The organism is Phormidesmis sp. 146-20, assembly GCF_052939475.1.
This window is the reverse complement of record NZ_JBJPHT010000074.1, coordinates 1-23,009: the sequence shown is the minus strand read 5'-3', so window position 1 is coordinate 23,009 and position 23,009 is coordinate 1. Positions and strand designations below refer to the sequence as shown.

The 23,009-nt window shown below is 49.2% G+C and carries 26 protein-coding genes and 2 pseudogenes; 10 read left to right on the top strand and 18 right to left on the bottom strand.

Translation table 11 applies throughout. The features are described from left to right. Positions 1 to 232: 232 nt before the first annotated feature. From ACKFKH_RS31340 to cysE, 7 genes are all read right to left on the bottom strand, one after another. The gene (locus ACKFKH_RS31340) at positions 233 to 823 is read right to left on the bottom strand and encodes a (2Fe-2S) ferredoxin domain-containing protein (RefSeq protein WP_446862303.1); all 591 of its coding nucleotides are present in this window, start codon (positions 821 to 823) and stop codon (positions 233 to 235) included. A 12-nt stretch (positions 824 to 835) separates the two neighbouring features. Beyond that, a complete protein-coding gene (gene nifT, locus ACKFKH_RS31335) occupies positions 836 to 1,039 on the bottom strand; it encodes a putative nitrogen fixation protein NifT (RefSeq protein ID WP_446862302.1) in 204 nt (67 codons plus the stop codon). Then, positions 1,036 to 1,302: a nitrogen fixation protein NifZ gene (locus tag ACKFKH_RS31330; protein ID WP_446862301.1), complete on the bottom strand. Its 267-nt coding sequence runs from the start codon at positions 1,300 to 1,302 to the stop codon at positions 1,036 to 1,038. The genes nifT and ACKFKH_RS31330 overlap by 4 nt, the downstream gene beginning before the upstream one ends. After that, positions 1,289 to 2,431, bottom strand: a complete 1,143-nt coding sequence (gene nifV / locus ACKFKH_RS31325; RefSeq protein WP_446862300.1) for a homocitrate synthase — start codon at positions 2,429 to 2,431, stop codon at positions 1,289 to 1,291. The genes ACKFKH_RS31330 and nifV overlap by 14 nt, the downstream gene beginning before the upstream one ends. Positions 2,432 to 2,687: 256 nt before the next feature. After that, positions 2,688 to 3,230 carry a DNA starvation/stress protection protein DpsA gene (dpsA, locus tag ACKFKH_RS31320; protein WP_446862299.1) on the bottom strand — a complete coding sequence of 181 codons (543 nt, stop codon included), beginning with the start codon at positions 3,228 to 3,230 and terminating at the stop codon, positions 2,688 to 2,690. 117 nt (positions 3,231 to 3,347) lie between these two features. After that, entirely contained in the window at positions 3,348 to 3,635 is a 288-nt protein-coding gene (locus ACKFKH_RS31315; protein WP_446862298.1) for an Asr1405/Asl0597 family protein, read from the bottom strand. A gap of 71 nt (positions 3,636 to 3,706) precedes the next feature. Continuing rightward, complete coding sequence (cysE, locus tag ACKFKH_RS31310; RefSeq protein ID WP_446862297.1) at positions 3,707 to 4,417, bottom strand: serine O-acetyltransferase; 711 nt, start codon at positions 4,415 to 4,417, stop codon at positions 3,707 to 3,709. 1,259 nt (positions 4,418 to 5,676) lie between these two features. On the opposite strand from cysE, the gene nifB reads away from it, so the two are divergent. The 10 genes and pseudogenes from nifB (at position 5,677) to ACKFKH_RS31260 (ending at position 13,963) form a co-directional block, all read left to right on the top strand. Beyond that, on the top strand, positions 5,677 to 7,017 hold the full coding sequence (gene nifB, locus ACKFKH_RS31305; protein ID WP_446862296.1) for a nitrogenase cofactor biosynthesis protein NifB: 1,341 nt from the start codon (positions 5,677 to 5,679) through the stop codon (positions 7,015 to 7,017). A gap of 63 nt (positions 7,018 to 7,080) precedes the next feature. Then, complete coding sequence (locus ACKFKH_RS31300) at positions 7,081 to 7,455, top strand: 4Fe-4S binding protein (protein WP_446862295.1); 375 nt, start codon at positions 7,081 to 7,083, stop codon at positions 7,453 to 7,455. Next, positions 7,452 to 8,654, top strand: coding sequence for a cysteine desulfurase NifS (gene nifS, locus ACKFKH_RS31295; protein WP_446862294.1), 1,203 nt, complete (start codon positions 7,452 to 7,454; stop codon positions 8,652 to 8,654). The genes ACKFKH_RS31300 and nifS overlap by 4 nt, the downstream gene beginning before the upstream one ends. 34 nt (positions 8,655 to 8,688) lie before the next feature. Further along, the gene (locus ACKFKH_RS31290; RefSeq protein ID WP_446862293.1) at positions 8,689 to 9,048 is read left to right on the top strand and encodes an iron-sulfur cluster assembly scaffold protein; all 360 of its coding nucleotides are present in this window, start codon (positions 8,689 to 8,691) and stop codon (positions 9,046 to 9,048) included. After that, positions 9,015 to 9,575: a NifU family protein gene (locus tag ACKFKH_RS31285; RefSeq protein WP_446862292.1), complete on the top strand. Its 561-nt coding sequence runs from the start codon at positions 9,015 to 9,017 to the stop codon at positions 9,573 to 9,575. Before ACKFKH_RS31290 ends, ACKFKH_RS31285 begins: the two co-directional genes overlap by 34 nt. Before the next feature lie 126 nt (positions 9,576 to 9,701). Then, positions 9,702 to 10,598: a nitrogenase iron protein gene (gene nifH, locus ACKFKH_RS31280; RefSeq protein ID WP_446862291.1), complete on the top strand. Its 897-nt coding sequence runs from the start codon at positions 9,702 to 9,704 to the stop codon at positions 10,596 to 10,598. A 118-nt stretch (positions 10,599 to 10,716) separates the two neighbouring features. Further along, positions 10,717 to 11,964 (top strand): annotated as a pseudogene (nifD, locus tag ACKFKH_RS31275) (nitrogenase molybdenum-iron protein alpha chain); the annotation flags it as partial. Positions 11,965 to 11,976: 12 nt separating this feature from the next. Continuing rightward, positions 11,977 to 12,509, top strand: a pseudogene (locus tag ACKFKH_RS31270) (IS1 family transposase); the annotation flags it as partial. Continuing rightward, positions 12,485 to 13,078, top strand: coding sequence for a hypothetical protein (locus ACKFKH_RS31265; protein ID WP_446862290.1), 594 nt, complete (start codon positions 12,485 to 12,487; stop codon positions 13,076 to 13,078). The pseudogene ACKFKH_RS31270 and the gene ACKFKH_RS31265, both read left to right, overlap by 25 nt. A 55-nt stretch (positions 13,079 to 13,133) precedes the next feature. Beyond that, a protein-coding gene (locus ACKFKH_RS31260; RefSeq protein WP_446862304.1) for an IS5 family transposase occupies positions 13,134 to 13,963 on the top strand; the annotation gives its coding sequence in 2 pieces (ribosomal slippage) (positions 13,134 to 13,524 and positions 13,524 to 13,963; 831 coding nt in all). Positions 13,964 to 14,304: 341 nt separating this feature from the next. Here ACKFKH_RS31260 and ACKFKH_RS31255 read toward each other — a convergent pair. The 11 genes from ACKFKH_RS31255 to ACKFKH_RS31205 all read right to left on the bottom strand — a co-directional run. Continuing rightward, positions 14,305 to 14,505 (bottom strand): hypothetical protein, encoded by a 201-nt coding sequence (locus ACKFKH_RS31255; protein ID WP_446862289.1) that lies wholly within the window; start codon positions 14,503 to 14,505, stop codon positions 14,305 to 14,307. Positions 14,506 to 14,685: 180 nt separating this feature from the next. After that, positions 14,686 to 15,696 (bottom strand): aldo/keto reductase, encoded by a 1,011-nt coding sequence (locus ACKFKH_RS31250; protein ID WP_446862288.1) that lies wholly within the window; start codon positions 15,694 to 15,696, stop codon positions 14,686 to 14,688. Positions 15,697 to 15,731: 35 nt separating this feature from the next. Next, the gene (locus ACKFKH_RS31245; protein ID WP_446862287.1) at positions 15,732 to 16,466 is read right to left on the bottom strand and encodes an SDR family oxidoreductase; all 735 of its coding nucleotides are present in this window, start codon (positions 16,464 to 16,466) and stop codon (positions 15,732 to 15,734) included. Positions 16,467 to 16,499: 33 nt separating this feature from the next. Continuing rightward, on the bottom strand, positions 16,500 to 17,264 hold the full coding sequence (locus tag ACKFKH_RS31240; RefSeq protein WP_446862286.1) for an SDR family NAD(P)-dependent oxidoreductase: 765 nt from the start codon (positions 17,262 to 17,264) through the stop codon (positions 16,500 to 16,502). A 59-nt stretch (positions 17,265 to 17,323) separates the two neighbouring features. Continuing rightward, positions 17,324 to 18,232 carry an NmrA family NAD(P)-binding protein gene (locus ACKFKH_RS31235; protein ID WP_446862285.1) on the bottom strand — a complete coding sequence of 303 codons (909 nt, stop codon included), beginning with the start codon at positions 18,230 to 18,232 and terminating at the stop codon, positions 17,324 to 17,326. 115 nt (positions 18,233 to 18,347) lie between these two features. Continuing rightward, positions 18,348 to 19,499, bottom strand: coding sequence for a Kelch repeat-containing protein (locus tag ACKFKH_RS31230; RefSeq protein WP_446862283.1), 1,152 nt, complete (start codon positions 19,497 to 19,499; stop codon positions 18,348 to 18,350). A 47-nt stretch (positions 19,500 to 19,546) separates the two neighbouring features. After that, positions 19,547 to 20,092, bottom strand: a complete 546-nt coding sequence (locus ACKFKH_RS31225; RefSeq protein ID WP_446862282.1) for an SDR family oxidoreductase — start codon at positions 20,090 to 20,092, stop codon at positions 19,547 to 19,549. A gap of 39 nt (positions 20,093 to 20,131) precedes the next feature. Next, positions 20,132 to 20,545: a nuclear transport factor 2 family protein gene (locus ACKFKH_RS31220; RefSeq protein WP_446862281.1), complete on the bottom strand. Its 414-nt coding sequence runs from the start codon at positions 20,543 to 20,545 to the stop codon at positions 20,132 to 20,134. A gap of 94 nt (positions 20,546 to 20,639) precedes the next feature. After that, positions 20,640 to 21,284, bottom strand: coding sequence for a nuclear transport factor 2 family protein (locus ACKFKH_RS31215; protein WP_446862280.1), 645 nt, complete (start codon positions 21,282 to 21,284; stop codon positions 20,640 to 20,642). Positions 21,285 to 21,341: 57 nt separating this feature from the next. Then, positions 21,342 to 21,797 (bottom strand): Atu4866 domain-containing protein, encoded by a 456-nt coding sequence (locus ACKFKH_RS31210; protein ID WP_446862279.1) that lies wholly within the window; start codon positions 21,795 to 21,797, stop codon positions 21,342 to 21,344. A gap of 455 nt (positions 21,798 to 22,252) precedes the next feature. Then, the coding region (locus tag ACKFKH_RS31205) for an AraC family transcriptional regulator N-terminal domain-containing protein (protein ID WP_446862278.1) at positions 22,253 to 23,009 on the bottom strand (757 nt) is incomplete at its 5' end.

Below are 23,009 nucleotides of genomic sequence, written 5' to 3'. Positions count from 1 at the left end.
GCCAAACTTTAGCTCAATCTGCTGACCTTGCTCAAAAATGGGCGAACCGTGAGTTTATAGTTGCAGTTAATGTGGGTTTGAGCGGATGGTTGTGGGTTAGTTGCAATTAATCTGGATTCAGTTGCAGTTAATTCGGGTTTGAGCTATCGGATAGTTGCAGTTAATTCGGGTTCAAAATCGCTATGATTGCGGGTTTGATGATTTATGATTGCGGGTCGCTACAAATAGACACCTACAACTCTGTAAGGCTTTGGGCGATCGCTTCAGCGACTTGCGGCAGTGTCTTGGCGCGAACTTCTGTGTAACGCTGATTTCCTGGCATAACCACCAGATTAGGGGCAGCAGAACAGCGTTTTACACATCCGGTTCGTTCGATCGTGACAAACTGTTCTAGATTGCGATCGCGAAGGAGTTGACCCAATGCCTCACAGAGTCCTTTCCCCCCTTTTTTCAAACATCCTGATTTTTGGCACACTAGTACCTTGATTTTAGGCTTGGGGTTGATTTTAGGCTCAGATGGAGACACTAGGCTGGAAGATGCAGGCACGACGGGAGTACAAGCTTTGAGTGGTGTAATCTGAGTTGCTTTTAGTTTGAGATCGTGAGCCGGGCGATCGAATTTGCCGATGCCTGTAACCTGAATAGATTCACCGGGCTGAAGCGACATTCCTACTGCCATCCGCACCGCCTTAGGAAGCTTGATCTGCAACTCTTCGGACAACACGCCAAGGCGTAAATACTTTAGCTTTCCCTCATGCTGGACAAAGCCCAAAAACTCGCCCTCGAACTTAAACTCCATGTGTTGGTGATCAAAGTCAACCATGATCTGATGTTCCTAAGTGATACGTCTAGCTTCTACAGTTTTCGGCAGTTTTATGGGATCTTCTAACCCAGCGATCGCCAGTTCCCAGCCATTTGCCAGGGTGAAGATCTTTTCACTGTTTGCTTCTATTTCGTTCACCACTTCTTCTTCCAAATCTTTTTTCGTCACATAGACGACCAGGTGTCCCGCAGCATTTCGACGGAGCATGACTTTCATTTGATTTCCTCAGCCAGTTCAAGTTCTTTTTTGCGACAGCCAACAATGTGCCCCGTTGTCATGAAATGTACTGCGTAGATGTAGGAGCTTTGTAGAAAGGTACCGATGCTGATGACATAGCCGACATCTCCTTTCTTGGCCAGGGTTGCCCCAATATCTTTGCCGGGAAACGTGCCGTCATTGCGAATCAGTTTGCGCGATCGCACCTTCTGACCAATCTCAAAGACGGGCGGGCTATCGATTTCAATTTCATCTGTTTGCATGGCTATATGACCTCATTGGGGGAACTAAACTTAAAAGCTCTTCAACGGTCAGGCTGCGCTTAACTTTGATTGCTTGATGTCGGGCAGCTTCTAGTAGCGATTGAGCTTCTTCAGCGTTGAGATGGATGCCCTGTTGTTGCAGCACACTTGAGACTAAATGCCGACCTGAATGTTTACCTACGACAAAGCGACGTTCCCATCCCACATCTTCTGGGGCAAACGGCTCATAAGTGACTGGATTTTGCAAAATGCCGTGGGCGTGAATTCCAGACTCGTGAGCAAAGGCATTTTCGCCAACGATCGCTTTCCAGGGCGGCACAGGACAATTAGAAGCTCTAGCAACTAGGCGAGAAAGTTCTAGCAGTCGTTTGGTATCAATTCCCGTTTGGATGCCATAGATGCGCTTCAATGCCATCACAACTTCCTCCAGGGCAGCATTGCCTGCTCGTTCGCCTAATCCATTGACGGTTGTATTCACGGATAGCGCTCCGGCTTGTATCCCCGCTAATGCATTCGCGCTGGCCAGTCCCAAATCGTTATGCGTGTGCATTTCAACTGGAATTGACAGGTGAGAAACAAGCTGACGAACTTTGTTGTGTGTGGTTAATGGATCAAGAATGCCAACGGTGTCACAAAAGCGAAACCGGAACGCGCCCCACTCTTGAGCAAACAGGGCAACATCAAGCAGAAAGGAGTCATCAGCCCTAGAAGCATCTTCACCGCCAACGGATACTGCCAGACCGTGATCGCAGGCAAAGTTAATCACATCTCGCAGGCGATCGAGCATGACCCGCCACTGTCCATGAAATTTTGCAGCAATTTGAATGGCTGAAACTGGAACAGAAATGTGAACCCGCTGTAATCCGCAATTTATTGAGGCTTGAATATCCGATAGGTTAGCCCGATTCCAGCCGAGGAGTTTTGCCTTTAATCCCAAGTGTGCGATCGCTCGAATGGCTTCGGCTTCTTCTTGTCCCATTGCAGGAATGCCGACTTCTAGTTCTTGTACCCCGATTGAATCAAGGAAGGTGACGATCGCGATTTTTTCTTCAATATTGAAGGCAATCCCAGCAGCTTGTTCTCCGTCTCGCAAGGTTGTGTCGTTAATCTGAATGAGATGATTTTTCATCGTAAGTTGTGATCTCTAATCAGTGAATTTTTGATGGAGATTGGATTCAGTAGACTAAAGACTGAGAATTGGAGACCTGGTTAAATGACAAATTTCCTGGCGTTGAGACTACAAGAGCAAAATTCACCTTCGCAGACAATGGAATCCTGAGTAGGTTAGTCTACGAAGGTAGACTTCGTTCTAATAGGCGCAAATTCCATTCACCAGCTTCTCTGTTCACGTTCCAGGCTCCAATCTCCAAAGTCAACCATTCAATCTACAGTCGGCTTACAAAGGCAAACGTCAGACTGTCTTCTGCTAGAAAATGCGCCAGATGGAAGGCTCGATCTTCGGTTTGTAATAGAAACTGCTCGTAAAGATAGCGAGTGGCACGATCGCCCACACTTTCTGCCTGGGATGCCTGCCGCCGCAGTAGATCAATCATGGTTTGCTCCGCTTGCAGGTTGTTTTCTACCATCTGCCGAGCCGCAAAACACCCATCTGGCTCCGGCGAGAAGCAGCACAATTCGGCCAGTTTGCCAAAGCTAGCAGCAGGGATGCCTCCTAGTCCATTGAGTCGCTCACCAATTTGATGAACATAGTTCTGGACTTGCTCGTAGCTTTCAGAAAAGAACTCATGTAGTGAGTAAAATTCTGCACCTTCCACCACAAAATGGTGTTTTTGATATTGCAGATAGAGTGCCTGAAAACTAGCAAGCGCAATGTTTAACCCTTCACAAACCGGAACAGTGACTTCTTGCCCTAAGCCGATCGGGTTGGTTTGAACTTGACCAAATTCTTGTACGAGTGCCTGTGTCATTTGAAAGACTCCTTGAGGTTAGTAAGTGTGAGTTTGGCAGTGAACTTGAATTGCTTTTTCAGTGTTTGAAGTGAAAAAGACCGTTTTTTGGGAGACTGTGTTTTGGAAAGGTGAAACTTAATCAGTCTCCCAACATCGCTCTAGCCAGCTCACCATCTCTGGGCGAGAGGCCATAAACTGCTGCACCACACTTCGCAGTAGCAGAGCGCCCGTGCTGTTGTGGACTTCGACCCGCAGCGAACCATCTTCTGGGCACCAGCAAGGAATCATTAATTCCTGAAGGCGATGGTAGACCCGCCAGCGATCGATGCGAGACACCGCAACCACATGAGCCATAGAGCTATTGAGATTGGATGGGTCATCAATCTGTCTAGTGCCAGGGTTTGTAGGAGAAAGGGAGGACATTGAAGTTACCTCGATAGGGTTAGTGGGTGTAATGATTTTGAGTCAACAGTTGAATATGTTGTTCTAAAATTTCAAGGCTCGCGTAGTGCCTTCATCGCATCTGCTTCAACATCGGGGACTTGCCCATGTTCTAGTGGACAGGTTTGAGTATTGGTGCGACAAATATTGCGTCCAGGAACGCCTACAGCAGTGCAATGGGAAGGGACGGCTCGCAGTACGATAGATCCGGCTCCAATCCGGGCGTAGTCTCCAATGGGAATATTGCCCAAGATCTTTGCTCCAGCCCCGACAACAACATGCTGCCCCAGAGTTGGATGGCGTTTGCCTATTTCCTTGCCTGTCCCGCCTAGCGTCACTCCCTGGTAAATCAAGCAATAATCGCCCACGATCGCGGTTTCCCCAATCACGACTCCCATGCCGTGGTCGATAAAGACCCCTTTGCCGATCGCCGCCCCCGGATGAATCTCAATCCCTGTGAAAAAGCGGGTCAGGTGCGAAATGAAGCGAGGGATAAACATGACGTGGCGACGATAAAGCCAGTGGGCGAGACGATAGAGGACAATCGCGTGAAGCCCAGGGTAACAGCACAGCACTTCTAGCCAATGCCCAGCGGCTGGGTCACGATCGAAGATAATGCGAAAATCTTCTTGTAGCGCTTGCCATACTGCGATCGGGAAAGGTATCGATGTAGCAATACTCTTAATGGCTAGAGCATCTTGACTGGGGCTTGTTCTGAAATGCTCAGGGAGGGGGAGACAGCGTGAGGTAGAAAGAGGCTGCATTGCTTTCAGAGGGCAAACGGTGTTCTGTTCTCCTGCTTATATCAGGCAGAAAAAAGTAGGGCAGAATCCGCAACCCCAATCAGAGTTATTGAATTAATTAGCAATGTACTCAATCCCCAAACCCTAATCTAGTCGAGACTTTATTTTTTTTAGGGGTTGAGGGACTAGCATTTTTGAGATGGGGGACTGGTATTAATTGCAGCAGGAACAAGTATTTGAGTACTCACAGCAAAACTCAGCGCCCATCAGGGTTGCAGAGAATTAACAACCCCAATCACTCACGCCTGGCTCTGTACTCAAATCAGCAGTTTTGTAGCAAATGCATTTTATATAGTATAGTTCTGTCCAGACTGAACAAAGCTAAAAAATGATTGCAGACATTCCTTTATTTTTTATTTGTTTTGAGAAAAGTGCTAACTTAAATACAGATTTAAATTTTGAATCTTGCTGAAGACCATCCTCAACAATCGGCTTTCAGTTTTTAGTTAAAAAGCGCATCAAAAAGCGATCGACTTCCTCCTCCAACTCAGCTTTTGAGCCATCTTGAGGAGGGTTTTGAGTACAGGTCGGTCAGCCTAAAAAATGACCCAAAAAGACCTGCAAACATTGATTTTCCTAGCGTTTGAACTGAGTACAAAAAATACTACTACCCTCCTCAAAAAATACTCGTGCCCTCCCCAAAAAATACTCGCACCCCAACCCTAAAAAAACTTTGAGGGCTTGCTTGGTCTGGATTTGAGCGCTTGAGTACAGACTAATGATTTCAATAAATCTTACCGGGGGCTACTCAATCAGGCTGCTTTCGAGTGGTTGCTATAACGTTCACAACGCCAATCACTCAAGTCTCTCAACCAGAAACACAGGTTCTTTCAACCCGAAACCAAGGTTTAGGTTTCTCGGCAAGAGACACAGTGAGAGGAAGATGCAGCTACACCACACTTTGGGAATAACGTCGAAATGAAGTTGCTTGCTACAGCATTGACACATGGTTCCAACGTGAACGAATCAAAGCTTCTAGCCTGCATTGGTAGGTTGTCTGTACCCAGCAACTTCAATCGATTTCTTAGAGAAACGGAACAACGGTCTTTCTCAGTGGCCCTATCCACCTAGCCCTGCCGAAATGCAATGACACCCCCCCTTCTCCAGGACTACTCTCTCCTCCAGAAACACAGCCCGCGACGGATATTGTCATCACCAGAAACACAGTGACTCAGACCAAGAGTGATAGCTGTGGGTGTAGCAGCAATTCCAGTGCAGCAATGACTCACGATCAACGAATGCTCGATCGCATCTCTAAACACCCCTGCTACAGCGAAGAAGCCCACCATCACTATGCTCGGATGCACGTTGCCGTTGCTCCTGCTTGCAATATTCAATGCAACTACTGTAATCGCAAATATGACTGCGCCAACGAAAGCCGTCCGGGTGTGGTGAGTGAGCTACTGACTCCTGAAGAAGCAGCCCATAAAGTACTGGTCATTGCTGGCAAGATTCCACAGATGACTGTCTTAGGCATTGCGGGCCCTGGCGATCCGCTGGCAAACCCCGAAAAGACGTTTCGCACCTTTGAGCTAATTGCGGACAAAGCACCAGATATTAAACTATGTCTCTCGACTAATGGCTTGATGCTGCCGGATCATGTCGATCGAATCAAAGCCCTCAACGTTGATCACGTCACTATCACGATTAACATGGTAGACCCAGAAATCGGGACAAAGATTTACCCGTGGGTACACTATCGTCGCAAACGCTACAAAGGTCTGGAAGCCTCCCGCATTCTGCATGAGCGCCAAATGGAAGGCTTGCAGGCACTCAAAGAAGCCGACATTCTCTGTAAAGTCAACTCGGTGATGATTCCTGGGATAAATGATCAGCATCTGGTCGAAGTCGATCAAGAAATTCGCAAGCGGGGTGCGTTTCTGCACAACATCATGCCACTGATTTCCGCACCAGAACATGGCACTCACTTTGGCTTAACGGGACAGCGCGGCCCCAACCCCAAAGAACTGAAAAAGCTGCAAGATGAGTGCGCTGATAGCAACATGAAGATGATGCGTCACTGCCGCCAGTGTCGGGCGGATGCAGTCGGCTTACTAGGTGAAGATCGCAGTCAGGAATTCACCAAAGATAAGTTTATGGAAATGCCGGAACAGTATGATCTGGCACTGCGGCAGGAAGTTCATGCGGGCATTGAGCAATTTAAGGAAGACATCAAGCTGGCAAAAGCGAAAGTCACGCCCAGTGAGCGTGTCAAAAACAGTCCCAAGATTTTAGTGGCAGTGGCAACTAAGGGCGGCGGGATTGTCAATCAGCACTTTGGTCACGCTAAAGAATTCCAAATCTTTGAAGTAGATGCCAACGAAGCGAAGTTTGTCGGACACCGCAAAATCGACCAATACTGTCAAGGCGGCTATGGCGAAGATGCCACGCTGGAACATGTGATTAAAGCGATCGCTGACTGCAAAGCAGTTCTCGTATCCAAAGTGGGTGAATGCCCGAAAGCAGAACTGAGGGAATCAGGATTGCAAGTAGTAGAAGCCTACGACGTGATTGAAAAGGTGGCCAGAGAGTTTTACGACCAGCACATTCAAGAGTTCTGAGTTTGAAGCCTGAACTTAACCTTTAACACTCAGACTCTGAAACCCCAACTTAAGGAGGTTGCTATGACCTACATGATCACCAGTCAGTGTATTGAATGTCATCGTTGTGAATCAACTTGCCCGACTGGGGCAATCACCCAAAATGAGCAACCGTATCAAATCAATTCTGAACGCTGTAACGATTGTGTGGGTCATTACTCTGTACCTCAGTGCTGGGCAGTTTGCCCCACCAATGCAGGATGTCTCCCACTGGCAGTCTCCTCGCTTTTTGTAGAGCCATCTGACGACTACTGGGGCACCTGGTTCGATACTTACAACCGTCTGGTGTCTAGGCTAAAAGCCAACCAACCCTCTGATTATTGGCAACGCTGGTTTGATACCTATTCACAAGCATTATCTCAACTAAAAACCGCTACTTCAGTGGGAGTCAACGCATGAGTGCAGTCATTTATCTCGATAACAACGCTACAACCCAGGTTGATCCCGAAGTGGTCGCCGCAATTTTGCCCTATCTCACTCAATATTACGGCAATCCTTCCTCGATGCACAGCTTTGGGGGACAGGTCGGCAAAGCCTTAAAGCAAGCACGCGGTCAGGTTGCTGATCTATTAGGGGCTGAAGAGTCTGAAATCATCTTTACTAGTTGTGGAACGGAAGGCAACAATACTGCAATTCGGGCCGCGATCGCTGCTCAACCCGATCGCAAACACCTGATCACCACCCAAGTCGAACATGCCTGTGTGTTAAATCTGTTCAAACAGCTAGAAAAGCAGGGCTACACCGTAACTTACCTCTCAGTAGACCGTAAGGGTCAGCTAGACCTGATGGAGCTAGAAGCGGCGATTACGGGCAGCACAGCGCTGATTTCGACCATGTACGCCAACAACGAAACGGGGACAGTCTTCCCAATCGAGCAAATTGGAGCGATCGCCAAAGAATACGGAGCTGCTTTTCATGTCGATGCGGTTCAGGTTGCCGGAAAATTGCCCTTGAATATGAAAACCAGCACCATTGATCTGATGACGATTTCGGGTCATAAACTACACGCTCCCAAAGGGATTGGTGCCCTCTTTGTGCGACGGGGATTTCGCTTTCGTCCCTTGTTGATTGGGGGACACCAGGAGCGGGGACGCAGAGCCGGAACAGAAAATGTCGCTGGCATTGTTGGATTAGGCAAAGCCGCAGAACTAGCACAATTACACTTAGCAGAGGTTGCACAGGAAAAGAAACTGCGTGACCGCCTCGAAAAAGGATTGCTTGCAATTCCTCACACTGAAATTAATGGCGATCGTAAACATCGCCTACCCAACACCACCAACATCGGTTTCAAATATATCGAAGGTGAAGCGATCTTGCTCTCTCTCGACCAGTACGGCATCTGTGCTTCCTCTGGTTCTGCTTGTACGTCTGGTTCCTTAGAGCCGTCTCACGTCTTACGAGCAATGGGCTTACCCTACACGACGCTACATGGTTCCATCCGGTTTAGTCTTTCCCGACATACTACCGATGCTGAAGTCGATCGTGTTCTAGAAGTCATGCCCAACATTGTTCAACGCTTACGCGATCTATCCCCCTTCAACAACGATCAAGCCGAGTGGCTACAAGACCGCCAAGAGGCAACCGTCGGAGCTAGATAACTCATCAATCCCTTACTCTTCAGGAAACACCGCCATGTGGGACTACACCGAGAAAGTATTAGATTTGTTTTACAACCCTAAAAACCAGGGAGCGATCGCAGAGTCCGATGAATCCGGTATTGCAGTTGTGTTTGGCGAAGTGGGTAGTATTGCCTGTGGTGATGCTCTCAGACTACACCTCAAAATTGAAGTTGAGGCAGACAAAATTCTGGATGCTCGGTTTCAGACCTTTGGTTGTACCAGTGCGATCGCTTCTTCTTCAGCCCTCACCGAACTGATCAAAGGCATCACCTTAGATCAAGCATTGAACATCAGTAACCGGGATATTGCCGAGTATTTAGGCGGGCTACCAGAGGAAAAATGCACTGTTCTGTCATGGGACAGGAAGCCCTAGAAGCTGCCATCTACAAGTATCGGGGCATTGAAATCGAACAGCATGAAGATGACGACGGCAAACTGATTTGTAGTTGCTTTGGGGTGAGCGAAAACAGAATTCGTCGCGTGGTGATTGAGAACAATCTGACCACCGTAGAACAAGTAACTAGCTATGTGAAAGCAGGCGGTGGGTGTAGTTCTTGTGGTGCAGAAATTGAAGATCTGATTGCCACCGTACAACAAGAGAAAGATCTTACGGCTGTCAGAGTTGCCGCAGAGATTGCGACGGCTCAAGCCCAAAATCGCGTACTAACAACCGTACAAAAAATCAGCTTGATTCAAACCGTTTTACAAGAAGTGCGGCCTGTGCTGCTAGCGGATGGTGGTGATGTCGAACTCTATGACCTGGAAGGCGATGTTGTCAAAGTCCAGCTAAAAGGGGCTTGTGGCACCTGTGAAAGCAGCACTGCAACGCTGAAAAACGCGATCGAAGTCCGGTTACGCGAACGTATCTTACCCAACTTAGTCGTTGAAGCAGTTTCATGAACCCTCAACTCGTTCTACTGATTCCGGTTGGGCGATCGCCCCCTGATGCGATTGGTTCCAACTCCCTAGCCCAGCAGCGTCTCAAACGCTGATCAACAACCCTCAAATTCTACAGGAGATCCTTCCATGACTGACGAAAGCATTAGACAGATAGCCTTCTATGGCAAAGGTGGAATTGGCAAATCTACGACCTCGCAAAACACGATCGCGGGCATGGCCGAACTCGGTCAGCGCGTCATGATCGTGGGCTGTGACCCCAAAGCTGACTCCACTCGCTTGATGCTCCACAGCAAAGCTCAAACCACCGTCCTACACCTGGCAGCCGAGCGCGGTGCGGTTGAAGATGTAGAACTCGAAGAAGTGTTGCTGACGGGGTATCGCGATGTCCGTTGTGTGGAGTCGGGTGGGCCTGAACCCGGTGTCGGCTGCGCGGGACGAGGCATCATCACTTCTATCAACTTTTTGGAAGAAAACGGTGCTTATGAAGACCTCGACTTTGTTTCTTACGACGTATTGGGCGACGTAGTTTGTGGCGGTTTTGCCATGCCCATCCGGGAAGGTAAAGCTCAAGAAATCTACATCGTGACCTCTGGTGAAATGATGGCGATGTATGCAGCCAACAACATTGCAAGAGGTGTTCTCAAGTATGCTCACTCTGGCGGTGTGCGCTTGGGTGGCTTGATTTGCAATAGCCGTAAGGTCGATCGAGAACTCGAACTGATCGAAACTCTGGCAAAACGACTCAACACTCAAATGCTGCACTTTGTCCCCCGCGACAACATTGTTCAACACGCCGAACTGCGCCGCATGACGGTCATTGAATACGCACCTGACAGCCAACAAGCCGCAGAGTATCGCACTCTCGCCAGCAAGATCATCGACAACAAAAATCTCACCATTCCCACCCCCATCACCATGGATGAACTGGAAGATCTGTTAGTCGAATTTGGCATCCTGGGCGGCGAAGAAGAGTACGAAAAGGCAATCAAAGAAGGCACCAAAGCTCCCGCTGGTATTGCCTAGTCCATGAGTGGAGGAGTGGTAGATGAATTGCTAGAAATGGGCTATTTATCCACGCCCTGACTCATTCACCTATCACTCCCCTACTCCTCCACTCATCCTTTATCTAGAGAGGCAAAATATGACACCCCCAGAATTAGCGGCTCTCGAAGACAACGAAGCAGTAGCCGAACTTACAACCGCCGACAAAAAAGAGTTGATCAAAGAAGTTCTAGAAGTCTATCCTGACAAAGCTAAGAAGAAGCGGGAGAAGCACCTGAATGTCTTTGAAGAAGGCAAGTCTGATTGCGGTGTTAAATCCAATATTAAGTCGGTGCCTGGTTCAATGACCACTCGCGGCTGTGCCTATGCTGGCTCAAAAGGAGTAGTTTGGGGGCCGATCAAGGACATGATCCACATCAGCCACGGGCCAGTCGGCTGCGGCTATTACTCCTGGTCAGGTCGCCGCAACTACTACATTGGCACCACGGGCATTGATTCGTTTGGCACGATGCAGTTTACCTCTGACTTTCAGGAACGAGACATTGTGTTTGGCGGTGACAAAAAACTTGCCAAATTGATTACCGAACTCGATGAGCTATTCCCGCTTAACCGAGGTGTTTCGATTCAATCTGAGTGCCTGATCGGTCTAATCGGCGATGACATTGAAGCGGTCGCTAAAAAGGCGGCAAAAGAAATCGGCAAAACAGTCGTTCCGGTGCGGTGTGAAGGCTTCCGGGGCGTGTCGCAATCCCTCGGACACCACATTGCTAATGATGCTGTACGCGATTGGGTGTTTCCGCAATACGACAAAGAAAAGAAAGCCAGAAACATTCCTGATGGCACTCAGTATGATGTTGCCATTATTGGAGACTACAACATTGGGGGAGATGCCTGGTCAAGCCGGATCTTACTCGAAGAAATTGGCTTGCGCGTCGTCGCTCAATGGTCAGGCGATGGCACTCTGCACGAAATGATCAACACGCCTTCGGTGAAGTTGAATCTGGTTCACTGCTATCGATCGATGAACTACATTTCCCGCCACATGGAAGAGACTTATGGCATTCCCTGGCTGGAGTACAACTTCTTTGGCCCGACTCAGATTGCGGAGTCCTTGAGAACGATCGCTGCTAAATTCGATGAAACCATTCAAGCGAATGCAGAAGCCGTCATTGCCAAGTACGAAGCCCAAACTCAGGAAGTAATCGCCAAATATCGCCCCCGTTTGGAAGGTAAAACCGTTGCGCTGATGGTCGGAGGTCTGCGTCCCCGTCACGTGGTTCCCGCCTTCTACGATTTGGGAATGCGACTGATTGGCACAGGCTATGAATTTGGACATAACGACGACTACAAGCGCACCACTCACTATGTAGAAGATGGCACGCTGATCTATGACGATGGTTACGTCAATGGCATGGGATTTCGCGCGATTGAGCGCTGTACTGGCGTGCATCACACAACGGTGATTTATTGGGTCAAGCAACTCGGACAGCAACTGCCGGATGCCCCACAGGAGTCGGAGATTCCAGAGGTGGGAGAACTCGACGAACTAGAAACCTTTGTCGGGTCAAAAAAAACAAAATTTGGATCTGGACAGCCGTGAACCATTTCCGGGCGGGCATTCTCGCTTGGGTGGTGGGAGATCACAGCGCAGAGACGTTCAAACCCTTGTGGCAGATTGTCTGTTGCTGGCATTGCTACTTCTATGTCACCGATGGCTGGAAGGTTTATCCCGGTTTTATTGAGGAAGGCGACCACCTTGTGAGCAAGACGTATATGACGAGAGTCGAAGGCGAGAATACCCGATTACGTCACTACTTAGCTCGATTGCATCGCAAGACCTTGTGTTACTCCAAGTCGGTCGAAATGCTAAAGCATTCGCTGCGATTGCTCCTCCATTACCTAAAGTATTGGTCAATACCCGTACTCACTTGATTCATCCCTTTGTTCAGCAACGCCCCTATGCCCAAGTGTTCGGCTTTCGATTTCGGGTTTGGTGTAGTTGCGAAATCAACTGGGTGCTTCAAGATAACTGGGTGTGGCTTGAAGACTACATGGGAGTCGAAGTTCCGTTGGTAGCACCAGCCGCTTTGCAAGCATTACAGAGACATCTCCAGCAAACACCTGGAATTTGTGTATCAGAACTATTAGCCGTAGAATCAACGGTGAGTCCAGATCATCTCTATCACCTGATTGCAACTGAGCAGGTGTATGTTGATTTGGCTGCTGCACGTCTATCCGAGCCTGAACAAGTTCGAGTCTTTCTAGATCAAGACACGGCTCAAGCGTTTCATCGAATGCAGGGCGAATTCGAGGTGGTGCAAACGGAAAAGCAATCGATGCTGAATTTTAGCATTGGAACTGTCTTGCACTGGGACGGAGTTCCGTGGGAAGTGATTAACATTGGTGCAAATTCAGTTGGATTGTTACAGTCAGAAGGCGAGGTGGTTGAATTAGCCAAGCCAACCCTTAAAAGTTTACTAGACCTCCTGCGTGAATGCTGAAGTCTAATCTGAACGGCTAAAATAGAGAGCCAAACCCTGTTTGTGGGAGACAAATCTGATGTACGACCGGATTCAACATCTGCGACCCAAATCGTTCAAACGTAAATGCGGAGTGCGACGAGACACCTTTGAAAAGATGGTTGAGGTGCTGAAACCGAAGTTGACCCGTAGCGGCAAACGGGGCGGACAAGGCAAGTTCAAGGTCGAAGACCAACTGCTGATTGCGATGGAATATTGGCGAGAATACCGAACTCAGTTTCACATTGGGCAGAGTTGGGGCATTGACGAAACGACGGTGGGTCGGATGGTTCGCAAGATTGAGACGATTCTGCTCCAGTCGGGTGAGTTCAGCTTGCTGGGTAAAAAGCACCTGTATCAGCCGAGTTCTAAGGGCAGTGTGCTGCTGGTGGATGTGACAGAGTGCCCGATTGAACGCCCCAAAAAAACCAGCGATTATTTTACAGCGGCAAGCAACGGTGGCACACACTGAAAGCGCAAGTAGTGGTGGACTATCTAACGGGGATGATTGTCTGCACTGCCTTTGGTCAAGGACGAAACCATGACTTCCGCCTCTTCAAGGACTCCAAACTGCCGACCCAACTTGAGCAATTGTGGGTCGCCGATAGTGGTTATCAGGGGATGACGAATTTGCATGCCGATAGTTGTACCCCTGTGAAAAAGTCGCGACATCAGCGGTTGTCGAAGGCAGACCAGCACTACAACCAGCAAATCGCCCAAGTGCGAATTGTAGTCGAGCATACCAATCGTAAGTTGAAGGTGTTTCGGATTTTGTCGGAGCGCTATCGTAACCGTCGGAAGCGATTTGGACTACGCTTCAATCTGATTGCAGGCTTGCTCAACTATGAACTTGCCCATCCCATTTGATTCGTGCAGGAGGTCTAATCACTAACCAGGGTAGGATGACCGCTGAACTGCGGCTGCGATAGATACGGATCGATGACTCACGCCAAAATGGGAAGGTACTGAGGAAACAAACGAGGTAGGATGCTCCCGCATTGATGAACAAGCTGGTTTGAAGACTCGAAGGCAGATTCGGATATCCAAGCGCGGTAGCTTCGCTTTACGCAATGTTCGCGGTCAGACAAACTCCCAGCGCGAGATACAGGAAAGTAAACAAGGTAAATCGTTTCATTTGAGATTCGCTTAGTTTGACGAGAACCCGAAAACGCAAGTCTAAAGTTCACTCCTACTATTTCCGATGAAGCTTATTCTCTGTACCAGACGCGCACACATTGAAAGCAGTTGATTGTAATGCCTTGACTGATCATCACTGGGTAGAAACCATTGCTGGTCGTCACTCCGTAGACCCCATCACTTGTGCCTTCGATGCGATCGGGTAAAACAACGGTCTCAACATTGATCATCTGTATCGTTGTACTTTCGATCCACTGATTGACAGCACTCACAACCTTAGAGAAGGATTCATACTCGGCAGCTCCGCCGAAGGGTTCCCGTTCAGTAATCCGAGGCGCAAAATCTTTGCACTAATAGCAGTCCAGACCGATCCTCGGCGGCGGAAGATCTCGGTAGTGGCGAGACCAGCGACTACATCTGTGAGAAAGACGATTGTTCATTTCTGAATACGTTTACTGATTCACACTGCTCATATGTCGAGGTGCATAACGTTCTCCAACAGCAATCCCTTTTGGTGCAACGACTTCGATGCGCTGTAGGTCTTCTGGTGTAAGAGTAATGTCTGCTCCGGCTGCATTCTCTCCTAAGTATTTGCGACGTTTCGTTCCTGGGATCGGTACAATATCTTGACCCTGAGCTAAGAGCCAAGCCAGAGCAAGCTGACTAGGCGTGACGCTTTTTTCAGCTGCGATCGCCTTCACTTGCTCGACCAATTGCAGATTCTTGTAAAAATTTTCACCCTGAAAGCGGGGAGATTGGCTGCGATAATCGGTTGGATCTAAATCTTCTGGTTTGGTAATTGCACCAGAGAGGAAGCCGCGCCCTAGCGGACTGTAGGCAACAAAGCCGATCCCCAATTCGCGCACTGTGGGAAGAATCTCATCCTCTGGATCGCGGCTCCATAGCGAGTATTCTGTTTGCAATGCGCTGATCGGATGAACTGCTTGCGCGCGTCGAATTGTAGCTGGCGCTGCTTCTGACAGACCAAGATAGCGAACCTTACCTTGCTGTACTAGTTCTGCCATTGCTCCAATTGTTTCTTCGATCGGTGTAGTCGGATCAACCCGATGTTGATAGTAGAGATCAATGGTGTCAATTCCCAAGCGTTGCAAAGAGGCATCACAAGCAGAGCGCACATAGTCAGGTTTACCACTCACGCCTAGAAATTGCCCATCCGATGTGCGAACATTACCAAACTTGGTCGCAACAATCACTTGATCACGACGAACACGTTCACGTGCAGCGGAGCTTTCGCGGATTGCCTTGCCAACGAGCTGCTCATTCGTGAATGGACCATACATATCTGCGGTGTCAAGGAAGTTAATGCCTAGATCAATCGCATGATGAATGGTAGCGATCGCTTCTTGATCATCAGTTCTGCCATAGAACTCAGACATACCCATACAGCCCAACCCCATCTCTGAAACCATTAGTCCTTGATTGCCTAGCTTTCGCATCTGCATGATTACTTCTCCTGTGTTCTCTTAACTTTCGAGATTTAGCTCATTTGTCCGATCGGTCGAACAATGATTTCATTCACATCCACCTCTGCGGGTTGCTCGATCGCAAAGGCAACCGCACGCGCGATCGCATCTGCTGGAATCATTGCCTCACGAAATCCCTCCACCCATTCCGCTGCTTCAGCATCCGTGATCGTGCTGGCAAGTTCAGTTTCCGTCACTCCAGGCGAAATTACCGTCACCCGGATGTCTGTCGATTCTTGCCGCAGTCCCTCGGAAATCGCCCAAACTGCAAACTTAGTGGCGCAATATACGGCTGCGGTTGGATAGACGTTGTGCCCGCCGATCGAGGATAGATTGACAAACTGCCCTGATCGTTGCTGCTTAAAGAGAGGTAGCGCAGCAGCAATGCCGTGAAGCACACCGCGAATGTTCACATCAATCATGCGGTTCCATTCATCGATCTTCAGCATCTCTAGTCTGGAGAGTGGCATCAAGCCTGCATTGTTCACCACAACATCAAGGCGACCAAATTTAGCTTGGGCAAACTCGACAAAGGTTTGCATGTCTTCGAGGTTGGTGACATCAAGGGTACGGTATTCTGCTTCACCACCTTTAGAGCGAATTTCGGCAGCGATTGCTTCCAGTCGATCGGTGCGCCGCGCCCCTAATACAACCCGTAAACCCTGACGAGCCAGCAATCTAGCAGTTGCTTCACCAATACCGCTACTAGCTCCGGTGATAGCAACGACTTTGTTTTCTACATTCAACATGATGGTTCTCCTGACCGTTGAGGTGGATTAAAATTAAATAGACTGACCACCAGAGACTTCAATTCTCTGGGCATTTACCCATCGATTGTCTTCGGATAACAATGCTGCGATCGCACCTCCAATATCATCGGGAAGACCCACACGACCCAGAGCCGTTTGCGAAGCGAGGAAGTTGTTAATCTCTGGATTGTCCCGCACTGCACCGCCCGCAAAATCTGTTTCGATCGCGCCCGGAGCCACTACGTTCACTGCAATCTGTCGGTGTCCCAATTCCTTTGCCATATATCGAGTCAAGACCTCGATCGCGCCTTTCATGCTGGCATAAGCTGAGTAGCCCGGCAGCGTAAAGCGAGCCAGACCGGACGAAAGATTCACAATCCGTCCGCCGTCCTTGAGCAGTGGCAGCAGCTTTTGGGTGAGGAAGAAAACGCCCTTGAATTGGATATTCATCAAGCGATCAAAATCGTCTTCAGTGGTTTCGGCAAACGGCTTATGGATTCCAATCCCCGCATTGTTCACCAGAAAATCAAACTGCTCGGTCTGCCACTGATCTTGAAGTGTCTGTTTGACCTGTACCACAAATTCATCAAAGGTTTTCGTGCTGGAAGTGTCCAGTTGCAGGGCAGCAGCTTTACCACCGATTTCTGCAATCTCAGAGACAACGCGACTTGCCTCTGCTTCGCTGCTGCGATAGGTCACGATCACATCGACTCCTTTTTTAGCAAGTGCCAAAGCGGTATTTTTGCCCAGTCCTCGGCTCGCTCCTGTGACCAATGCGATCTTCGTGTTGCTTGTCATGGTTTTCTCCTGGTTAAAGCTAGTGATTCAATGAATCTTGAGTCTTTGTGCGCGAAATTCTAAATCAGGTTTTGCGCTTTTGCAGTTTTGGCAGCAAAATTTTCGATTGTCGTTTGTCCTCTGCGAGTTTCAGTTCCGTTGTTTTCAAAAACGATATGACCGGAATTAAAGCCACGCATCATCTCGCTGTAACTGTTGACGGCTTCAGGCGAGAATCCGAATCTGGCAATTGTCGCCTGCCACTCACTTTCGGGAAGGGCAACAGCTTGCACGTCGCGCTTGAGCACGGCAGCAAAAGCGGCGGCGACATCATTTGGCGAATAATTTGCCGCGCCGTATAGCTTGATGATGCGTTTGCCCGTCCAGTCTTCGGTCAACGCTTCGGCGGCAGCGCGTCCGATGTCGGCGGCGGAAACCATCGGGAGTTTACGGTCTAGCGGACTGTAAAAACTCGGCAAAATGCCTTTTTCGGCAGCAATCGCAGCCACGCTGTTCCAGTTTTCCATGAATCCCGCCGACCGAAGAAACGCAACGGGAATCGTCAAATCGGCGAAGATGTTTTCCAAAAGGTAAGTTGTCATGATGTTGCCTGTGCCAGTAGCGTGTTGCGAACCGACCGAAGAAAGCAAGACAACTTTTTGCACGCTGGATTGGGCGATCGCTTCAACATATGCTGCGCCGATGTTTTTGGCTACGGTGAACATATCGGCAGCCTGATAAGCAGGCGGATTCATCGCATAAACGGCGACCGCGCCGTCTAATGCCTTGGTTATCGCATCTGCGTCAATGGCATCAGCGAAAGCAACGTCTGCGCCTTTCGCCCGCCAAGCATCCGCGCCTTTGTCCGGGTGCTTCGCAGTTGCGCTTTGCGCTAATCGCAACACGACGCGCACCGGCAGTTTCTTTTCAAGCAACGTATCGGCAACCACAGAACCCGTTTGTCCGGTCGCACCAAATACTACAAACATAAATTTCCTCCTGAAATGTCGAAACCAATTTTGCTAACCGAAGACACCTAACGGCTTCGTACCAAAAGTTTCCACTCCAAAAACTTCATCTATAAACTTCCCAGTGCATAGCACTCTAGGTAGGCAATACCAGTACCTCATGGGTCGCCGTTGCTGCACCTCCGCCTGTTTGAGTTCCGCCACCAAACACAAAGATTCGGTTGCCAATTGCTGATGCTCCCAATCCATGTCGTGGCGTTGGCAAGGGCGGCAATGCCTCCCACACGTCGGTTTGCGGGTCATATACCCAACTTTCGGCGAAAACCTTCTGCTCTGGAACCCACTGTTCGCCGCCAAACACGTAAAGCTTGCCGTTGAGTGCGGTTGCAGCCAGACCGCCTTGAGCTTGAGGCAGCGGCGATCGCGTTTCCCAACGATCGAGCTCCGGATCGTAGACCTCAAGATTTGGCACATTGACTTGGCGAGCAGTACCATCAGCATTCTTGGTAAAATTGCGTCCACCAACCACGTAGATCTTTCCATCAATGACAGCCGATGCTGCACTGTTTCGCGCTGTGGGTGCATTGGCACGGGCTGACCAACGCCTAGTTGTGGGATCAAATACTTCGTTTCGCACACTATCAATGTGGTCAATGAACAGCCGAGCATCCTCAGTCGCTCGAACGCGCCCACCCATCAGGTATATCTTGTCATCGACCACTGCGGATACGCCCTCGGCACGAGCCGCTGGCAGGTCAATCCCTCCAGTCCAAGTATTAGAGGCAGGATTGTAGATGAACATGGTCGGCTGCGCCCGCCAGTCTGGAAATCCGCCTGTGAAACCACCCACACCATAGAGCAAGCCATTGACTGCCGACAGTGTAATGTGATGGCGGGCTTCAGGTATCGGTCTCAAGGCTGTCCATGCATCTTGAACCGGATCATAAGACTCGAAATGTGCTGAGAATCCGGTGTTTGGGCTGAGTAAACCGCCGACCACGTAAATTTTTCCGTTCAAAACTTCTGGATAAAGTTCTTGCCGAGCGACTGTTGGCGGTGCAGCTTCAGTCCAATAGGGCAACTGGCTTTGTGCTTGACTGAGCACGGTAGGCAGTTTTTCCTCTGTGCGTGGGATTTCTTTCGGGATGATCGGCGAGGGTTGATTCTGTGCTCGTGCCGTCTTCAAAAAAGTGGGTGTTAAGGCAGCGGTGGCGGCACCCAATCCTAACAATCCAAGTACCGACCGACGGGAAACATTTCGCCTAATTGCTGGGCGGGTTGCCTTCATTGCGCGTTTCCTCTGTAATGAGTTAAAGATGAAATATGCCGAAGAACTTAACCACTCTGTCCGATCGGGCGAACGATGATTTCGTTGACATCCACATCGTCTGGCTGCTCAATCGCAAAGGCAATCGCACGGGCGATCGCATCTGCTGGAATCATTGCCTCACGAAATCCCTCCACCCATTCTGCTTGTCCTGATCGTTGCTGCTTAAAGAGGGGTAGTGCAGCAGCAATCCCGTGAAGCACACCGCGAATGTTCACATCAATCATGCGGTTCCATTCATCGATCTTCAGTACCTCCAGCTTGGAGAGCGGCATCAAGCCTGCATTGTTCACCACAACATCAAGGTGACCAAATTTATTTTGGGCAAACTCGACAAAGGCTTGCATGTCTTCGAGGTTGGTGACATCAAGGGTACGGTATTCTGCTTCGCCACCTTTAGAGCGAATTTCGGCAGCAATTGCTTCCAGTCGATCGGTGCGTCGCGCCCCTAACACAACCCGTAAACCCTGACGAGCCAACAATCTAGCAGTTGCTTCGCCAATACCGCTACTGGCTCCAGTAATCGCAATAACTTTGTTCTCAACAGTTGACATGGTAATTATTCCTTGTAGGTGATTAAAGCTGATTGGCAGTTAGGCTGCTTTTAGGATGTCTGCCTGTCCGACTTGGGCAAGCTGCTCCATATACAACCGCGCCCATGCGATCGTGTTTTCTCTCAGTCCTACAACAACAACGCCTCGCATATCGAGTTCTGTGCCGTTGGTAGGGTTGCCTTGCCACTGCCACTCTGACCAACCCAACTCATCCGCGATCGTATGGGTGATTAATTTCGCCTGGATGTCAGGAACTTGAGCGAAGAGAGCAGTCCAGTTCTTTCGCACCTGTTCTGCACCGATGAGGTTTTGTTCTGGATGAACGGGATGTTCACCCACAAAGTCACGGATAAAACAGTTCACGAACGCATCAATGTCATGAGCATTGATTGCCGCTTCCATCTTGAGCAAAACTGAGGAAGTGTTTTGAATCGGAGTAGCCTTTGTGTCCATGTTGTTATCTCTATTGTGCTTAGAGGTATTACTCGTCTGAGCCTTTGCGCTGTCTTTGGCAACCAGGAAACTTTGTTGACCAGGGCAACCAGCACTAGTTCCTCGGTGAAACTCTTGTCCACAAGTCGTTGAACTCTTGCATATCCAGGAAGGCGATCGCTTCGATTGCTTTGCCGTCCTGCATTCTGAAATACCAGGTGTAGGTGTTCCGATAAGGTCTGCTGTCCCCAGCGGTCGCTGCTCCATCCCACAGGGCAATGACCATATCGCCATCTGCCCAGATGCCGCGTACGGTTGGCACGATTGGGGTCGATAATCGAGCACTGGTTGGGTTAATGACTTGATCAAGTAACGCTTTCTTGCGATAGGTGCCCACTGTTGCGCCAGTGCCCGTAATCGTCCAGGTTGCTTCTGGAGCAAGCAGGTCGAAGAAGCTGCCAGTTCCGTTTCGCCAATCGTCGAAATACTGCTGGACGATTTCCTTGTTGCGCTGTTCGCTCACCTGAGTCTCCTGTGCGGCTGCTTGATTGGGCTGAGTTGCCTGAGCCAAATCTACGAGAGCTGGAAACCGATCGAGGGCAGGCGGCTGATTTAATGCGTTTGAGTCATGACTCGGCTCAAACGCAGCCACATTTGACTGAAAACCTGCCTCCTCCGTGCGAGCTTGCGTCATCGCCGGAATAGCCAGCAGCCCGATCAGCCTTGTACCAATGAAAACCTGACCTAAATAACGCATCATCTCAATCTCCTAAAATTCTCATGCAATTCGAGTCATCGTTGCTCTCTGTTGAAGGGATCATCTTTCTCGGTAAAAAACATAGCCACCGTGATAAAGTACGCCGTCACGAAACTCACCATCGGCGGTAAATCCAGTATCGTCCCAGTAATTGATGCGATTTCCTGCTATTTCATAGCGTCCCTGATACGCGCGCGCTCTGTTGCCGCGAGCTTCGTCGTAACGATTGTTTGGTAGAAGTTCATGGCGAATATAACCATCCTGCGTGACCCACATTCCGACATAAAGATTACTTGTTGGGGATGCTGCCGTGTTAGCTTGATTTGGATTCATAGGTTGGCGATTACTAGAGGTTTGAGGAGATGGAGCAAGTGACGGAGCTTCAGTGGCAGAAGCTTCTACGGAGGGTTCTGGCGCAGGTGTTTCTGCCGTAGATTGAGGAGTACAGCTTACTAATGCAAAAGCTCCCAAACTGATCGTCACTGCCAATGTTTTGAGCATCAATTGTGTTTTCATACAAAACTCTCTGTGTATCTCAATATGGTTTGATACTGGTTTGCGTTCTGAGCTACAAAACCGTAGTGCCGATGTGTCATTTCCAACTGTCCAAACTGATCGTGTGCAGTCTTTACGGCTGTGCAGTCTGCGGCTCGATCGATAACCTCTAATTGCAGGGGCAAGATCTGATCGCCGAACCGCAGCTAGAGAAGGTTGTACTCGAATAGTTTTATCCTATAAGCAAGAACCAGGAGTTTGAATACACAAACCTTGCAGATGGTTGCCTGATCCTCTCAAAAGATACAGACAAAGAAGAAAGATTGCCTGCAAGGGGCGCATGAGCGAGGCTACACCAATCGGAATGCAGGATGACGATAAGGAAACAGAAACACAATGCCGCAATCAACAAATGTACAGAAGTAGCAACGTTAGTTGATCAACGCATAAACGAGCGAGAAATAGACCGGTGGCATTCAAGATACCCGGAGCCGTTCCATATCTCGAATGGGCGGTGCACCAAACATGCGGGAATATTCGCGGCTGAATTGAGACGTACTCTCATACCCAACCTGATAAGCCGCTTGAGTGGCATCGAGCGCCTCAGCAAGCATCATCTGTCGGGCAGTTAACAGTCGTAATTGCTTTTGATATTGCAGCGGACTCATGGATGTGACAGCTTTGAAGTGACGATGGAACGATGCCGCCGACATATTCGCCTGCTCTGCTAGCCATTCGACCCGCAGCGGCTTTGTAAAATCAGCTTTAATCTGTTTAATCACCTCAGCAATGCGCTGCATACTACTGCCAGCGGTCGCAATCTGACGCACCACTTCACCTTGTTGGTCTGTGAGCAAACGGTAATAGATTTCGCGAATTATCAACGATGCTAGAAATGGGATGTCCTGTGGTGTCTCTAACAGCTTTGTTAATCGGATAACGCAATCGATCAAAGATGGCGCGGCATCGCTGACACACCAGCCTCTGACAGGGCTTTCTTTCTGACTGATACCCAGCTTTGTTTGAGCAATAATCTCACAGAGTTTGACTGGGTCTAGCTTCAGCTTTAAGCCGAGATAGGGCTGATCAGGTGTTGCTTCTACCATACAAGCACTCAGCGGCATGTCCACCGAAAGAACCAGATACTGAGCAATCCCGTACTGAAACGTTTCCTCATTCAGCAATAGTCCGGACAAAATTAGACAGCGATAACGCCGTAAGACCTTAGATTCT

Excerpts from the sequence above, each read along its gene's own strand:
- ACKFKH_RS31340 (WP_446862303.1), bottom strand. The coding sequence starts at position 823 with ATGGTTGACTTTGATCACCAACACATGGAGTTTAAGTTCGAGGGCGAG.
- nifT (WP_446862302.1), bottom strand. The coding sequence starts at position 1,039 with ATGAAAGTCATGCTCCGTCGAAATGCTGCGGGACACCTGGTCGTCTAT.
- ACKFKH_RS31330 (WP_446862301.1), bottom strand. The coding sequence starts at position 1,302 with ATGCAAACAGATGAAATTGAAATCGATAGCCCGCCCGTCTTTGAGATT.
- nifV (WP_446862300.1), bottom strand. The coding sequence starts at position 2,431 with ATGAAAAATCATCTCATTCAGATTAACGACACAACCTTGCGAGACGGA.
- dpsA (WP_446862299.1), bottom strand. The coding sequence starts at position 3,230 with ATGACACAGGCACTCGTACAAGAATTTGGTCAAGTTCAAACCAACCCG.
- ACKFKH_RS31315 (WP_446862298.1), bottom strand. The coding sequence starts at position 3,635 with ATGTCCTCCCTTTCTCCTACAAACCCTGGCACTAGACAGATTGATGAC.
- cysE (WP_446862297.1), bottom strand. The coding sequence starts at position 4,417 with ATGCAGCCTCTTTCTACCTCACGCTGTCTCCCCCTCCCTGAGCATTTC.
- nifB (WP_446862296.1), top strand. The coding sequence starts at position 5,677 with ATGACTCACGATCAACGAATGCTCGATCGCATCTCTAAACACCCCTGC.
- ACKFKH_RS31300 (WP_446862295.1), top strand. The coding sequence starts at position 7,081 with ATGACCTACATGATCACCAGTCAGTGTATTGAATGTCATCGTTGTGAA.
- nifS (WP_446862294.1), top strand. The coding sequence starts at position 7,452 with ATGAGTGCAGTCATTTATCTCGATAACAACGCTACAACCCAGGTTGAT.
- ACKFKH_RS31290 (WP_446862293.1), top strand. The coding sequence starts at position 8,689 with ATGTGGGACTACACCGAGAAAGTATTAGATTTGTTTTACAACCCTAAA.
- ACKFKH_RS31285 (WP_446862292.1), top strand. The coding sequence starts at position 9,015 with ATGCACTGTTCTGTCATGGGACAGGAAGCCCTAGAAGCTGCCATCTAC.
- nifH (WP_446862291.1), top strand. The coding sequence starts at position 9,702 with ATGACTGACGAAAGCATTAGACAGATAGCCTTCTATGGCAAAGGTGGA.
- ACKFKH_RS31250 (WP_446862288.1), bottom strand. The coding sequence starts at position 15,696 with ATGCAGATGCGAAAGCTAGGCAATCAAGGACTAATGGTTTCAGAGATG.
- ACKFKH_RS31245 (WP_446862287.1), bottom strand. The coding sequence starts at position 16,466 with ATGTTGAATGTAGAAAACAAAGTCGTTGCTATCACCGGAGCTAGTAGC.
- ACKFKH_RS31240 (WP_446862286.1), bottom strand. The coding sequence starts at position 17,264 with ATGACAAGCAACACGAAGATCGCATTGGTCACAGGAGCGAGCCGAGGA.
- ACKFKH_RS31235 (WP_446862285.1), bottom strand. The coding sequence starts at position 18,232 with ATGTTTGTAGTATTTGGTGCGACCGGACAAACGGGTTCTGTGGTTGCC.
- ACKFKH_RS31230 (WP_446862283.1), bottom strand. The coding sequence starts at position 19,499 with ATGAAGGCAACCCGCCCAGCAATTAGGCGAAATGTTTCCCGTCGGTCG.
- ACKFKH_RS31225 (WP_446862282.1), bottom strand. The coding sequence starts at position 20,092 with ATGTCAACTGTTGAGAACAAAGTTATTGCGATTACTGGAGCCAGTAGC.
- ACKFKH_RS31220 (WP_446862281.1), bottom strand. The coding sequence starts at position 20,545 with ATGGACACAAAGGCTACTCCGATTCAAAACACTTCCTCAGTTTTGCTC.
- ACKFKH_RS31215 (WP_446862280.1), bottom strand. The coding sequence starts at position 21,284 with ATGATGCGTTATTTAGGTCAGGTTTTCATTGGTACAAGGCTGATCGGG.
- ACKFKH_RS31210 (WP_446862279.1), bottom strand. The coding sequence starts at position 21,797 with ATGAAAACACAATTGATGCTCAAAACATTGGCAGTGACGATCAGTTTG.